The sequence below is a fragment of the Lysinibacillus sp. 38-6 genome, from assembly GCF_046245175.1.
Taxonomy (GTDB): domain Bacteria; phylum Bacillota; class Bacilli; order Bacillales_A; family Planococcaceae; genus Lysinibacillus.
Map to the genome: position 1 here is coordinate 4,214,423 of NZ_CP176417.1, position 13,616 is coordinate 4,228,038.

The 13,616-nt window shown below is 37.6% G+C and carries 13 protein-coding genes and 1 riboswitch; of the genes, 7 read left to right on the forward strand and 6 right to left on the reverse strand.

The features are described from left to right. Nucleotides 1-40: 40 nt before the first annotated feature. Nucleotides 41-148: riboswitch (TPP riboswitch) on the reverse strand. Between the two features lie 103 nt (nucleotides 149-251). From ACKVEV_RS21065 to ACKVEV_RS21090, 6 genes are all read right to left on the reverse strand, one after another. Further along, nucleotides 252-1,442, reverse strand: a complete 1,191-nt coding sequence (locus ACKVEV_RS21065; RefSeq protein WP_409368163.1) for an MFS transporter — start codon at nucleotides 1,440-1,442, stop codon at nucleotides 252-254. Nucleotides 1,443-1,751: 309 nt separating this feature from the next. After that, a complete protein-coding gene (locus ACKVEV_RS21070; RefSeq protein WP_409368164.1) occupies nucleotides 1,752-2,825 on the reverse strand; it encodes a PotD/PotF family extracellular solute-binding protein in 1,074 nt (357 codons plus the stop codon). Continuing rightward, nucleotides 2,822-3,619, reverse strand: a complete 798-nt coding sequence (locus tag ACKVEV_RS21075) for an ABC transporter permease (RefSeq protein WP_409368165.1) — start codon at nucleotides 3,617-3,619, stop codon at nucleotides 2,822-2,824. Before ACKVEV_RS21075 ends, ACKVEV_RS21070 begins: the two co-directional genes overlap by 4 nt. Then, nucleotides 3,616-4,425 (reverse strand): ABC transporter permease, encoded by an 810-nt coding sequence (locus ACKVEV_RS21080; RefSeq protein ID WP_409368166.1) that lies wholly within the window; start codon nucleotides 4,423-4,425, stop codon nucleotides 3,616-3,618. The genes ACKVEV_RS21075 and ACKVEV_RS21080 overlap by 4 nt, the downstream gene beginning before the upstream one ends. Further along, nucleotides 4,415-5,521, reverse strand: a complete 1,107-nt coding sequence (locus ACKVEV_RS21085) for an ABC transporter ATP-binding protein (RefSeq protein WP_409368167.1) — start codon at nucleotides 5,519-5,521, stop codon at nucleotides 4,415-4,417. The genes ACKVEV_RS21080 and ACKVEV_RS21085 overlap by 11 nt, the downstream gene beginning before the upstream one ends. Nucleotides 5,522-5,538: 17 nt before the next feature. Then, nucleotides 5,539-6,081 carry a helix-turn-helix domain-containing protein gene (locus ACKVEV_RS21090; protein ID WP_024362223.1) on the reverse strand — a complete coding sequence of 181 codons (543 nt, stop codon included), beginning with the start codon at nucleotides 6,079-6,081 and terminating at the stop codon, nucleotides 5,539-5,541. A gap of 405 nt (nucleotides 6,082-6,486) precedes the next feature. Between ACKVEV_RS21090 and ACKVEV_RS21095 the strand changes: the two genes are divergently transcribed. From ACKVEV_RS21095 to ACKVEV_RS21125, 7 genes are all read left to right on the forward strand, one after another. Then, complete coding sequence (locus ACKVEV_RS21095; RefSeq protein WP_402925245.1) at nucleotides 6,487-7,029, forward strand: peroxiredoxin; 543 nt, start codon at nucleotides 6,487-6,489, stop codon at nucleotides 7,027-7,029. Between the two features lie 189 nt (nucleotides 7,030-7,218). Continuing rightward, nucleotides 7,219-7,671 (forward strand): TlpA family protein disulfide reductase, encoded by a 453-nt coding sequence (locus tag ACKVEV_RS21100; RefSeq protein WP_402925243.1) that lies wholly within the window; start codon nucleotides 7,219-7,221, stop codon nucleotides 7,669-7,671. Between the two features lie 185 nt (nucleotides 7,672-7,856). Then, on the forward strand, nucleotides 7,857-8,519 hold the full coding sequence (locus tag ACKVEV_RS21105; protein WP_024362220.1) for a TrkA family potassium uptake protein: 663 nt from the start codon (nucleotides 7,857-7,859) through the stop codon (nucleotides 8,517-8,519). A gap of 201 nt (nucleotides 8,520-8,720) precedes the next feature. Beyond that, complete coding sequence (gene mprF, locus ACKVEV_RS21110) at nucleotides 8,721-11,243, forward strand: bifunctional lysylphosphatidylglycerol flippase/synthetase MprF (protein WP_409368169.1); 2,523 nt, start codon at nucleotides 8,721-8,723, stop codon at nucleotides 11,241-11,243. Between the two features lie 166 nt (nucleotides 11,244-11,409). Beyond that, nucleotides 11,410-11,976, forward strand: coding sequence for a GNAT family N-acetyltransferase (locus ACKVEV_RS21115; RefSeq protein ID WP_409368170.1), 567 nt, complete (start codon nucleotides 11,410-11,412; stop codon nucleotides 11,974-11,976). A 135-nt stretch (nucleotides 11,977-12,111) separates the two neighbouring features. Then, complete coding sequence (locus tag ACKVEV_RS21120) at nucleotides 12,112-12,597, forward strand: GNAT family N-acetyltransferase (RefSeq protein ID WP_409368171.1); 486 nt, start codon at nucleotides 12,112-12,114, stop codon at nucleotides 12,595-12,597. 16 nt (nucleotides 12,598-12,613) lie between these two features. Further along, complete coding sequence (locus ACKVEV_RS21125; RefSeq protein WP_409368172.1) at nucleotides 12,614-13,396, forward strand: alpha/beta fold hydrolase; 783 nt, start codon at nucleotides 12,614-12,616, stop codon at nucleotides 13,394-13,396. Nucleotides 13,397-13,616 lie beyond the last annotated feature (220 nt).

Genomic DNA, 13,616 nt, shown 5'->3' on the forward strand with positions numbered 1-13,616 from the left:
TAACATAAGGAAGCGGCCTTGCATTTGTAAAATTACACGAAAGCAAGTGTCGCCACTTCCCTCCGCTAGTGTGAACTAGATCAGGTTCAAAGGGTCCGTATATGATCATATACGTCTCAGCCTTGTAAAGACTCCCCTAGTGGTATTATACGATTTAATTTTCGTTGATTTCCGCGGGCACAACGTAAGCCGCAACCAATCAACTAGTAACCCATTGTTTAAATATTTGTCAATAACATTTTAGACGATTGTTACTCAGGCTGCATCAGTTGTGGAGCCTTTTTCATTGTCCAAATGAGCGCTAATAAGAAGCAAGTCATTAAAATAATGGATCCGAAAATATAAGGACTGTTTATATTCCAGTCAAACAAAAGACCCGCAAGTGCTGGACCAATCATATTTCCAAGACTCATATAGGCATTGGTAAGACCGGCGGCATAGCCTTGCTCACTACCAGCCAGCTTAGAAATGAGTGTGTTAACGGCTGGACGAATTAACGTTGTTGCCGTTGAGAAAATTGTTGCGACAACTAAAATCAGTGCGAAGCCAGAAACAAATAATATGAGGAAAATGGCTACTGCAGCAATAAATAAATTGACTAAGACCACTTTCATTTCCCCAAAGCGCTTAAAGAGTGGTGTAATAACAAACATTTGCACAACAACACCAAATGCACCACCTACCGTTAAGATAATCGCAATATCTGCAGGTTTGTAGTTAAATTTGTCTGTGACGAATAATGATAATGTCGTTTGGAAATTGGCGATTCCGAACGAGAACACAAGCATGATAATCAGCATAACAAAATAGGGCATCTTAACAGAGCGTGCCATCTGCTTTACAAGATTGTCTTGCTTTTGAGCTTTTTGAGCTGCAGTTGGTTTTGTAGAAGGTAATAACAACAACGAAAGGATCGATGCAATAATAGCAGCTCCTCCAGCCATAAAGAATGGGAAATGCAAACTAACTTTAGAGAGGAACCCACCGATACCTGGTCCAATCATAAAACCAAGTGACATGGCAGCCCCTAACATGCCCATACCTTTTCCGCGTTCTTCATACGTTGTGATATCTGCTACAAACGCCATAATAGGAGGTGCTACAAAGGCAGAACCTAAGCCTCCTAAGAAACGAGCAACAAAGAGCATCCATACATCTGTAGAGAGCCCAAATGAAATTTGCCCAATACCAGTTACAATCAGACCAAAAATAATCAAATTTTTTCGACCATATCGATCCGACAGATTCCCAGCAATAGGAGAAAATATAAATTGTGCAAAGGCGAACGTTGCTATGAGCATACCGAGAACTTGTCCTGCTGCACCGAATATATGTAAATATTGAGGCATAACAGGAATAATAATGCCGATACTGCCCATTGCGATAAACATATTAAACATTAATATATACAAAGCCGCCTTGTTAGACTTCTGCTGGGTCATCAAATACCCCCCTTTTTTCTATTGAAACATTACTACAGTCTATCATAAAGAAATAATGCTTGGCTATCAGATTATAGTCGTAGATGGATGGTATGGTAATCGCTACAAGGCGACAGAATAAAGGAAATCGCCACTAAAAATCGTGAATCGCCACAAAACAGCTATGAATCGCCACAAAGAAAGTGAGAACCGCCACTAAATACCAATGAATCGCCACAAAATACCGTGCGGACAACAATAGCCACGAAAAAAGTGTTAGATTGATTTCCTCAATCTAACACTTCTTCTTATGTGCCTGTATTTTAGTATTTATCGAATACTCATTTTAAATTCTAAAAATAATTCATTGTATTTGCCTAAATAATCGGGCCCTAAATTTTTATAAACTTCTAATGTTTTACGTTGTTCCTCGGAAGGGTAGAAGCGTTCATCTGTTACAACTTCTTTATCCATTAAGCTCATCGCTGCTAGATTTGGCGTGGAATAACCAACATAATCAGCATTTTGTGCGCCGGATTCTGCTTTCAACATAAAGTTAATGAAGGCATGTGCGCCATCAATATTTTTAGAAGTTTTCGGGATGACCATGTTATCAAACCATAAGTTTGAACCTTCCTCTGGTACAGCAAAGTCTAAGTCTTCATTTTCAAATAACATATCAGCTGCTTGACCAGACCATGTAAGCGCGACAGCTGCCTCGTTATTAATCATTAACGGTGTAATTTCATCGCCGATAATCGCTTTCACGTTTGGTGCAAGTGTAATCAGTTTGTCTGTAGCTTGACGTAGCTCTTGGTTATCTAACGAGTTCAGCGAGTGCCCAAGACTGTTCAAGCCCATGCCGATTACTTCACGTGCACCATCTACTAAAAACACTTTACGTTTTAACGAAGGGTCCCATAAATCTTCCCACGAAGAGAAATCTAAGTTACCGACTAAATCTGGATTATAAACAATACCAACTGTGCCCCAGAAATACGGAACAGAGTATTCATTGTTATCATCAAATGGCAAGTCTAAAAAATATGGGTCAATATTTTTTAAATTAGGGATTTTCGATTTATCTAACGGAAGTAGTAAATGTTCTTCCTTCATTTTTTCAATCATGTATTCAGAAGGCACTGCAATATCGTAAGCTGTACCACCTTGTTTAATTTTCGTCATCATAGCTTCATTTGAGTCAAATGTTTCGTAAATGACGTGGATACCCGTTTCTTTTTCAAATTGCTTTAGCAAATCAGGGTCTATATATTCTCCCCAGTTAAAAATAGTTAAAGTATCTTTACCACTTTTACCACCAGTAGCACTCATGGCGTCAGCCGCGTACACTAACAGGGCGGAGACGACAAGAATGGCGATAGTAGCTTGAATTAATGACTTCATTGATGTCCCTCCGTTCTTTTACTTGTACGACTAGTGAAGAAATAATAGCCAACAACAACTAAAATTGTCACGAAGAATACTAAACCAGAAATAGCGTTAACCGTTAAGGAAATACCAGCACGTGCCATTGAGTATATTTCAACAGAAAGTGTACTAAAGCCATTTCCTGTCACGAAAAATGTTACGGCAAAGTCATCCAATGAATACGTTAAAGCGAGAAAGAAACCTGCAAATATACCAGGCTGAATATACGGTAAAATAACGCGCATCATGACATCTTTTTTCGTTGCGCCAAGATCTAATGCCGCATCAATTAACGACTTATTCATTTCTAACAATTTTGGTAATACCATGAGCACCACAATCGGAACACTAAAGGCTACATGGGCTAATAATACGGAAGCAAAGCCTAATTTAATACCTACCATTGTAAATAAAATTAAAAAGCTCGCACCGATAATAACATCTGGACTAACGATTAAGACGTTATTTAAAGAAAGTAATGTATTACGCATTTTCGAATCTTTCACAGTGACAATACCGATTGCGCCTAATGTGCCAATAATTGTCGAGATTAGGGCAGAAAGCAACGCCACGATAACCGTATTAATTAAAATAACGATGAGCCTTGAATCCTCAAAAACTGCTTTGTAGTGATCCAGTGTAAAGGATTGGAAGTTCGTCATAGAATCGCCACTGTTGAATGAGTAAAAGACTAAGTAAAAAATAGGTGCATACAGGACGATAAAAACGATCGCTAAATATACTTTTGCAGATGTTGACAGTTTGCTCATCGTACGCGACCTCCTTTATCTCGTTGACCTGTAATAAGCATAATGATCACCATAAATAAAATTAAAAATACCGCAATGGTTGAACCCATACCCCAGTTTTGCGTTACGAGGAATTGCTGTTCAATAGCTGTACCGAGCGTAATAACGCGGTTTCCTGCAATTAAGCGAGTAATCATAAATAATGATAGCGCAGGAATAAAGACTACTTGAATACCTGATTTTACGCCATCCATCGTTAGTGGTAGCACAACGCGACGGAATGTTGTAAACGCAGAGGCACCTAAGTCACGTGCAGCATATACAAGCGTTGGATTTAGGCGATCCAATGAGTTGAAAATCGGCAAAATCATAAATGGTATAAAAATATAAACGGATACGAAGACAAAGCTAATATCTGTAAAGAGCATTTGTTTCGGATTAAAGCCAAATACTTCAAGCGCTGCGTTAATCGGACCATACAAACCGAAAATGCCAATAAACGCATAGGTTTTTAACAGTAAATTAATCCATGACGGAATAATAATGAGCAATAGCCACAACTGCTTATGTTTTGTCTTTGTTAAAAAATAAGCTGTTGGGTATGAGATTAGCAATGTAAAGAATGTAATTAAAAACGCATACCAGAACGAGCTAAGCGTCATTTTTAAATAGACAGAAGAGAAAAATGCTTTGTAGTTATTGAGCGTAAAATTGCCATGTAAATCGAGTAGGGAGTAGTAAACAACAAGAGCAATTGGCGCAATAACGAAAAGGGCAATCCATAAAACGTATGGAAATAACGCTGATTTCGACGTTTTAGTTTGCATCTTCGTCATCTCCATAGGATTCTAGACGTTTATCGAACTCTTCCTCAGTTTCATTTAGGCGCATAACATGAATCGCTTCTGGATCAAAGTCTAAGCCTATTTCTGTCCCTACTTCAGCTTTTTTCAATGAATGGACAAGCCATTCATTACCGTCTTTATCGTATGTGGATAGCTCATAATGTACCCCGCGGAATAATTGCGTATCTACTTTAACAACTAATTTCCCTTTGTCGACAGTTGTAATTTCTAAATCCTCAGGACGAATGACAATATCAATTTTTTCATTTGGTTTCATCCCTTGGTCAACACATTCAAACACTTTTCCAGCAAACTCAACGGTAAAATCTTTAATCATCACGCCATTCACAATATTTGATTCACCGATAAAGTCGGCAACGAAACGGTTAATCGGTTCATCATAAATATCAACTGGTGTACCTGATTGTTGAATTTGACCTTCGCTTAAAACAAATATTTCATCACTCATCGCAAGTGCTTCCTCTTGGTCGTGTGTGACAAAGACAAAAGTTTTCCCAAGTCGTTGCTGTAATTCACGCAGTTCATACTGCATTTCTGTACGAAGTTTTAAATCTAAAGCCGAAAGGGGCTCATCAAGTAAAATTACTTCTGGGTCATTGACAATGGCACGAGCGATGGCAACTCGTTGACGTTGACCACCTGACATTTCCGAAATTTCTCGATTGCCATAGCCTGCTAAGTTCACAAATTTAAGCGCTTCTCCGACACGTTCTTTAATGTTGCTTTCAGGTAGTTTCTTAATGCGTAGACCGAATGCCACATTTTCAAAAACATTTAAATGTGGGAATAACGCATAATCCTGAAATACTGTGTTTACTTGGCGTTGATTGGCTGGCACGGCATTAATTTTTTTATCGTGGAAAAACACATCTCCTGTTGTTGGTTCTGTAAAACCAGCAATAATACGTAAAATAGTTGTTTTACCGCAGCCAGATGGACCAAGCAATGTATAGAACTTTCCTTTTTCAAGTTCTAAGTTAATATTTTTTAGGACGACTGTCCCGTCACTATATGATTTTGATACATTTTCAAAGCGAATAATTGTATTTGTTGTCATTGAAGCGCCTCCTTAAGCTATAAATAAGAATCTGTTGCGACGAGTAAAATTTTCGTTTCGTCGTCATGTGCATTAAAAATTTGATGATGATCGGCTGCGTCAAAATAGAGCGCGTTGCCTTCACTTGCTATATATTGTTCATTCCCTAAAACGAGACGAATACGCCCTTTGACAATATAAATAAATGTTTCGGATAGCGATGGTTCGAACTGTTTAAATTCTCCATCAGCCGCAAGTGTCAAAAAGATGGGCTCCATTTCTTTCTCATTAGATGTCGGAATGAGCCATTGAATTTCATATTTTTTTTCTTCATCTGTATAGGTCGATTGATCTTCTTCAGTGTAGACAACCTTTTGTTCGGGGGCGTCATCATCGAAAAATTCTTTTGGTGTCGATCCTAAAACTTCTAATAATGAAAAAAGCGTTTCAATAGAAGGCGAATTCAAATCTCGCTCCAGTTGTGAAATATAGCCTTTACTTAAATCTGTACGTTCTCCAAGCTCTTCTTGGGTAAGACCTTTTTTCAAACGAAGTGCTTTAATTTTTCCTCCAATTTGCATCCTTTCCCTCCTAGAAGAAGTTTAGCAATCATAAACTTTCAGAAAACGAAGTTTACTTTAACGAAACTTTTAGTTTACTAAAAACATTACTATTATACATAATAATAAAAAATTTGCAATCGTTTTTGTTAAAAAAATAATGAGGAATTTTATAGAAAAAAAGCTTATAAATTTTGTTGCAAAAAATTGTGGTATAGGAGCATACATTTACGAAAAATAGGGAATAGCTAATATGTAGCAATGATTATTTTTTGGTTATTTGACAAATATTTGTCAATGTATTCGACGCGAATAGCAGGGCGAAGTGAACTTCGTTGAAAAACTGTTCTTTCTTTGCTATCGTAGAAGACGGTTCGCATGTGCGAATAGAAAATAAAACTACATATTTATTCGGAGGGATTTATAATGGCAGAACGCATGGTAGGTAAACAAGCCCCAGACTTCACAATGGAAGCAGTACTTCCAGACAAATCTTTTGGTAAAGTATCTTTAGAAGAAATTAAAGCACAAGACAAATGGACTGTACTATTCTTCTACCCAATGGACTTCACTTTTGTATGTCCAACAGAAATTACTGCAATGAGCGATCGTTATGACGAGTTCGAAGATTTAGATGCAGAAGTAATCGGTGTATCAACGGATACAATCCACACTCACTTAGCTTGGATTAACACAGATCGTACACAAAATGGGCTTGGCGATTTAAAATACCCATTAGCTGCTGATACGAACCATGCGATTTCAAAAGAATATGGCGTTTTAATCGAAGAAGAAGGTATCGCACTACGTGGCTTATTCATTATTAATCCAGAAGGCGAATTAAAATACCAAACAGTATTCGATAATAACATTGGCCGTGACGTAGATGAAACTTTACGTGTACTACAAGCTTTACAAACTGGCGGTCTTTGCCCAGCAAACTGGCGTCCAGGTCAAGCAACGCTATAATTTAGCTATCATTCCTCCATATAAAATGCAGGATAATGCTAAAAGTACAATGCATTCAGCTATGGAAAACCTATGCTGAATCAGGTTTCATGCTCTAGCCTTTCGCTAAGGCGTGAACGTTGCATAAAATAAATAACGGTTCCCCACGATACACTTGTGGGGATATTTTTTTCAAGGGAGGATTTTTTTATGAAACTTCGTGATCAAATGCCTGAACTTGCAGGCGCAACAACTTGGTTAAATGGGGAAGTAACGAAAGCAGAGTTAGTAGGCGAAAAACCAACTCTAATCCATTTCTGGTCAGTGAGCTGTCATTTATGTAAAGAGGCAATGCCGGATGTGAATAATTTCCGTGATCAATATAAAGATGAATTGAACGTAGTTGCAGTGCATATGCCACGTTCTGAAGCTGATACTGATTTAGAGACAATTAAAGCTGTTGCAGCTGAGCATGATATTACACAACCAATTTTTGTTGATAGCGAAATGAAGCTTACGGATGCATTTGAAAACCAATATGTACCGGCTTACTTCGTGTTTGATAAAGATGGTCAGCTTCGTCATATGCAAGCTGGTGGCAGTGGCATGAAGATGCTAGAAAAACGTGTCAATCGAGTACTTGATGAAATGCGTAATGCATAATCTTACTATTTGTTAGGCGGGGATATACAAATCCTCGCCTTTTTTATATAGTAACTAGTTAATAGAATGTCGAAAGGTTGCAACTAAAATAGGCAACATGGCGAATAGTCTCCTGTTTTGACAATACATATAAGCAAGAATAAGTTAAAATAAAGTAATTGTAGTTTTCGGAGGGATTTTGAATGATGAAAAAAGAGTTTGCTGTTATTGGACTTGGTCGTTTTGGAGGGAGTATTGTTCGTGAACTCATGAGCCAAGGAGCGCAAGTAATGGCGATTGACCATTCATCTGAACGCGTGGATGAATTTGCTGCGATTGCCACGCAGGCCGTTATTGCAGATTCAACAGATGAGTCGGTATTAAATTCATTAGGTATTCGCAATTTTGAACATGTGATTGTCGCGATTGGCGAAGATATACAGGCCAGTATTTTAACAACGATTATTTTAAAAGAAATAGGTGTTCAGCAAATTACAGTGAAAGCTCAAAATGATTACCACGAAAAAGTGTTAAGAAAAATTGGAGCGGATTTTGTTGTCCATCCTGAGCGTGATATGGGTATTCGTATTGCCAATAATATGCTATCGAATACTGTGCTCGATTATTTAGAGCTGTCAGATGAGCACTCAATCATGGAGTTAAAAGCGAATGATGCGATTGCAGGGTACTCGATTATGGATTTAGATATCCGTGCAAAATATGGCATCAACATTGTTGGCATAAAGCGAGGGTCAGATATTATCGTTTCTCCCCAAGCAAGTGACAAAATTTTACTTGGGGATATTATGCTTTTGATTGGTGCCGATGTAGATATTAATCGATTTGTGAAAAAGGCGATGAAAGAATAAAAAATTGCAAGTTCAGCCAAAGGCATCAAGAAGTTCACAATGATGCCTTTTGTTTTTTTAACCTTTTGATTGTTGGAACAGCGATTTTGGTTTAGCTCGCAATGTCAGCAAGGGGTGGGGGTTTCCAAAGCTCAAAGTGGGAGAGCGGACGTTGACTAAATCCAATAATTTATGAAGCTTATGGGGGAGTAGGTTTAGCACATGTTTAAAGTGAGGAAAGAACCATTGCTGCGGTTTTTGAAAATTGTATTTCCAATCGTCTTATTAGCGATTGCTATTTATGAAATTCAACAAGCGCTAAGTGGGGTAGATGTAAATGTACTTCGAAATGAAGTGAATCAATTGCAAGTATGGGAACTATTATTAATTTTTATCATTGCCTTTTGTGCGATTACACCAATGCTTTTTTACGACGTTATTTTAACGAAACTACTAGGCATAAAAATGAACAAACGTACATTAGTAAAAAATTCATTTATCGTTAATACATTTTCCAATTTAATTGGCTTTGGTGGTTTAGTAGGCGTGTTTCTACGAAATTATTTTTACTCAAAATATAAAGCAGATCGAGAAGGATTGTTAAAGAGCATTGCCAGCGTTACACTATTTTACTTAACAGGCATCTCCTTATTAGCATGGCTGATGTATGGCTTCTTTTGGGACTTCCTGTTACTAAAGGAAGAGCGTTGGTTATCAATTGCAGTTATTCTTGTCAGCTTATATGTTCCTGTGTTTATTGGGATGCATCTTATTCGTTATAAAAAAGGTAGTTCCCTAACATGGAAAGTGTCCCTACAGTTAATGATGACTTCAGTTGCTGAATGGCTTGCAGTGTTTGTTGTCATTTGGCTGCTAACGATTCTTGTGCATATACCGATTTCGTTATCTACGCTTATTCCGATATTTTTAATTGCTTCCTGTGCTGGCATTGTCAGTATGATACCGGGAGGGGTCGGCTCATTTGACCTCGTGTTTTTATGGGGCACACAAAGTATTGGTATAGGTGAAGAAAAAGTACTTTTTTTATTGATTTTATATCGCCTTGGTTACTTTATACTGCCATTTTTAGTATCGGTACTGCTATTTGTGAAAGATTATTGGGAACGCTGGAATCGATCATGGGATGACTTGCCGAATGTAATATTCCAAAAGTTCAGCCATATGCTGTTAACGATTTTAGTATTTCTTTCGGGTATTGTGTTATTGCTTTCGGCATCCGTGCCAGGCGTTTTAAGTCGGCTGAAAATAGCGCAGGAGTTTTTATCTTCACCTATTATGAATATCTCGCATCAACTAACGGTTGCAGCGGCCTTTATACTCCTAGGATTGTGTCGAGGCATTAAATATAAAGTGAAAAAAGCGTATCAGCTTGCCATCATTGTGCTAAGTAGTTCGGCTATATTTTCTATTATTAAAGGCTTCGATTATGAAGAAGCAATTTTTTTGCTAATTGTAGCCGTTTTGCTCATGGCATCGAAAAAACAATTTTATCGCGAAAGTTATGTGCTGACATGGGGCGCTATCCTATTTGACCTTGCGGCAGTGACTTTTATTACGGCGATGTATTTATTGATTGGCTATGTTAACTTACCGACTGCCAAAATTCATATTCCAACAGCGTTACAATATTATATTCTGACAGATTATCGGGATTTATTTTATAGTGCCATAATAGGTATCCTCATAGCATGTATCATTTTTTATTTTGGCTATTTTATGCGTGGACCTAAAAAAATGCAGAAGCTTTTATCAAGTGAGCAAGAAGAGAAAATTTATCATCACCTGATGCACTATAAAGGCACTGAGTTTTCTCATTTAATTTTCCTACACGATAAATTTGTCTATTGGAATGAAAAAAATACCGTATTATTCGCCTATCAAATCGTTGCCGATAAAATCGTGGTGTTAGGGGATCCGGTAGGGCAAGAAAGTGATTTTTTATCGGCCATTCATGAATTTTTAGAATTAGCGGATAGGCATGGCTATACACCTGTTTTTTATGAGATTAACAATCGTATTTTCCCTTCTTTACATGAGCATGGCTATAGTTTCTTTAAACTGGGGGAAGAGGCTTTTGTAGATTTAGAAAATTTCACGTTTACCGGGAAAGAAATGAAGGGAAGCCGAGCAGTAAAAAATAAGTTTGAACGTGAGAACTATACGGTGTCATTATTAAGTCCACCATATTCGCAGGAGGTTATGACGGAACTAGAAGAAGTGTCGAGGAAATGGTTACAAGGAAGAGCGGAAAAAGGATTTTCTCTTGGCTTTTTCGATGAAAACTATTTGAGCAAGTCAAACATTGCTGTGTTAAGTGGAGCACAGGGGGTCATTGGCTTTGCTAGTATCATGCCAATGTATGACAATGGCGAAAGAATTTCAGTCGATCTTATGCGTTTTAAACCGGGTGCACCATCAGGTACAATGGATTTCATTTTCTTATCACTGTTTCAATGGGCGAAAGAACAAGGTTATCGCGTCTTTAATATAGGCATGTCGCCGTTATCTAATGTTGGTCAATCGAGGTATTCTTTTTTAAGCGAAAAAATTGCAGCCCAAATCTTTTTACATGGACAGCACTTCTATCATTTTAAAGGCTTAAAAAATTTCAAATTAAAATATGCAGATTTTTGGGAACCTAAATATGTAGCATACCGTAAAAAATCGTCCTTACCGTTTACGATGGCGCAAATAACACTATTAATTGGTCGAAAAAGAAAATAAATGACTGTGCTAAAAAGGGTAATATGCTATAATTTTCCTAATTATAGTGAGAGGAATGATGAAGATGAAACAGCTATGGAATGTGATTGACAAGTAGCATATAGTGGATATGCCACTTTTCAATCATTTATTAAAAACTTACATGATAATTGAAAAGAGGCTGCTTATGTACACAGATCAAGAGTTAACCATTCGTCCCATTATGGAGCGTGATTTAGAACGTATTTGGGAGCTGATTTATAAAGACGAGCAACCCGAATGGAAAAAATGGGATGCCCCTTATTATCCGCATCATGCAAAATCGTTTCAGGATTTTATCGGTACAGCACAGCAATATATCAATCAAAAAGATTTTTGGGCGATTGAGGTGAATGGCATGATTTGTGGCGTCATCTCCTATTACTGGGAGCACGAACCTTCGAAATGGCTAGAAATGGGTATTGTCTTTCATGAATCCGCTAATTGGAGTAAAGGGCTTGGTACGAGAGCAATGACATTATGGATTGACCACTTATTTTCCACAATGCCACTTGTTCGCGTCGGCTTTACGACATGGTCGGGAAATAAACGCATGATGCGTGTCGGTGAGAAATTAGGGATGCAATTGGAAGCGAAAATACGCAAAGTGCGATTTTATGAGGGTGTCTATTATGATTCCATTCGGATGGGTTTGTTAAGAGAAGAGTGGGAAGCTAGAAAAGAATCCTTAAAGCATCTACCAATAACTAATTAGCATATGGACCTGCGTTCGATAGAGTATCGGACGCAGGCCTTTTATTTTGAGCGACTAAAATAAAATGGAAAATTGTGTTTGATTTCCGATGATAGCTTTGTCATAATAGAGAAAATTCAAGTTGTGGGGTATATTATGATATTTACTAAAAATTGTATAATAGAACCTTTAAAGCATCATCATGGCGAGGAAATCTATGCTTTATATAGTCATCAGGATGTCAGAGCTTTTCTTGGCGGAGTGCCAACTAATAGTGCCATCTTTTCTTCTTTTGACAGCATGCTGCATTCACCTTATCCAAACTCTTATTTTTTTATTTCCTTAAAGGATAGCAAAAACTTTATCGGTTTAGTATCGATTGATGAATACCATGAACAAACAACCTATGAGCTAAGTTATCAATTTTTACCGCAGTATTGGGGGAAAGGCTATGCATTTGAAGTATTATCAGCAGTTTTACATTATGGATTTACTCATTTACAATTAGCAAAAATTGTAGCAGAAACGCAAACTGCTAATATTGCCTCCTGCCGTATACTTGAAAAATTAGGGATGCAAAAAATAAAAGTATTAGAGAGATTTGGTCATGAACAAGCGGTGTATCAATTATTGAGAATGTAAAGGATAGGGATCGTAGATGAGAAATTATATACAATACAATGCCAATCAACATAACGAAGTCATGATTGCCATTCCTGCGCTCGGCGAACGCAAAGAGATGTATGCTGCATTGGCTGAAGCCTTACCAGAAGTACAGATTGTAGCAATCGATTTACCAGGGCACAATGGTTTGCTCGACGCGGAATTTTCATTTCAGTCATATAGTAAGACAATAATGGCAGTGATGAATGAGTTAAACATGATAGAAGCGCATTTTGTAGGTAATTCAATTGGTGCATGGATGATCCAACATTTTTATACAAACTATCCGTCCGCAGTGAAGTCATTAACATTATTAGACGGTGGGCATTATTTCCATGGTCAATATGAGCTTGATGAGGATATCGAGATACAGCTGCCGATTATTGAAAGGTTGGAAGATTTACAAGAAGCTGTACGTGAAGAAGTAAAGAATATGGAGATTGCTTCTGCAAAGCATCAACAATATTTGTACGACTATTTTATTGGGAATTTCGTGAAAGCGAAAAATGGCTACTGTCATCATAGTATGGAACAAGCTTTAAACGATTTAGCAAAAGCGGTAGATCAGCATAATTATTGTCTAGAAGAAGAAATTCCTATACCCGTGTTATTACTGTTAGCAGACCAACAGCAAGATGCTATGTTCTATCAGAAATTAATGAAATTCCAAGAAAGGCAGCCCGCTGCAAAAATCAACATCATTCCTAATGGCTTTCATTTTTTGCCACTAACCAATCCTCAAGAGGTAGCTGGCTGGATTGGTCAGACGATACTTTAAGGGCAAAACGATTCTTAAATAAGGGCAGAAAATTTAAGTTTAATTAAAAAACTCGTAAAAGTTAGCTGCCTGTCTAACTTTTACGAGCTTAAATTATACGTTTGATTTTTAGCTATCGATGAGTGTAGTTGATACCAGTTGATTGAAGCGGAAGGTGCGACATTTTAGCAGAAATAGCACAAGCGTAAAAATTAGTTGGAGCCGTGTCTGTGGAAAGGCA

Bases quoted from the DNA above. Each gene is read 5' to 3' on its own strand.
- ACKVEV_RS21100 (WP_402925243.1), top strand. From the start codon at position 7,219: ATGAAACTTCGTGATCAAATGCCTGAACTTGCAGGCGCAACAACTTGG.
- ACKVEV_RS21095 (WP_402925245.1), top strand. From the start codon at position 6,487: ATGGCAGAACGCATGGTAGGTAAACAAGCCCCAGACTTCACAATGGAA.
- ACKVEV_RS21115 (WP_409368170.1), top strand. From the start codon at position 11,410: ATGTACACAGATCAAGAGTTAACCATTCGTCCCATTATGGAGCGTGAT.
- ACKVEV_RS21075 (WP_409368165.1), bottom strand. From the start codon at position 3,619: ATGAGCAAACTGTCAACATCTGCAAAAGTATATTTAGCGATCGTTTTT.
- mprF (WP_409368169.1), top strand. From the start codon at position 8,721: ATGTTTAAAGTGAGGAAAGAACCATTGCTGCGGTTTTTGAAAATTGTA.
- ACKVEV_RS21090 (WP_024362223.1), bottom strand. From the start codon at position 6,081: ATGCAAATTGGAGGAAAAATTAAAGCACTTCGTTTGAAAAAAGGTCTT.
- ACKVEV_RS21105 (WP_024362220.1), top strand. From the start codon at position 7,857: ATGAAAAAAGAGTTTGCTGTTATTGGACTTGGTCGTTTTGGAGGGAGT.
- ACKVEV_RS21080 (WP_409368166.1), bottom strand. From the start codon at position 4,425: ATGCAAACTAAAACGTCGAAATCAGCGTTATTTCCATACGTTTTATGG.
- ACKVEV_RS21085 (WP_409368167.1), bottom strand. From the start codon at position 5,521: ATGACAACAAATACAATTATTCGCTTTGAAAATGTATCAAAATCATAT.
- ACKVEV_RS21125 (WP_409368172.1), top strand. From the start codon at position 12,614: ATGAGAAATTATATACAATACAATGCCAATCAACATAACGAAGTCATG.
- ACKVEV_RS21070 (WP_409368164.1), bottom strand. From the start codon at position 2,825: ATGAAGTCATTAATTCAAGCTACTATCGCCATTCTTGTCGTCTCCGCC.
- ACKVEV_RS21065 (WP_409368163.1), bottom strand. From the start codon at position 1,442: ATGACCCAGCAGAAGTCTAACAAGGCGGCTTTGTATATATTAATGTTT.
- ACKVEV_RS21120 (WP_409368171.1), top strand. From the start codon at position 12,112: ATGATATTTACTAAAAATTGTATAATAGAACCTTTAAAGCATCATCAT.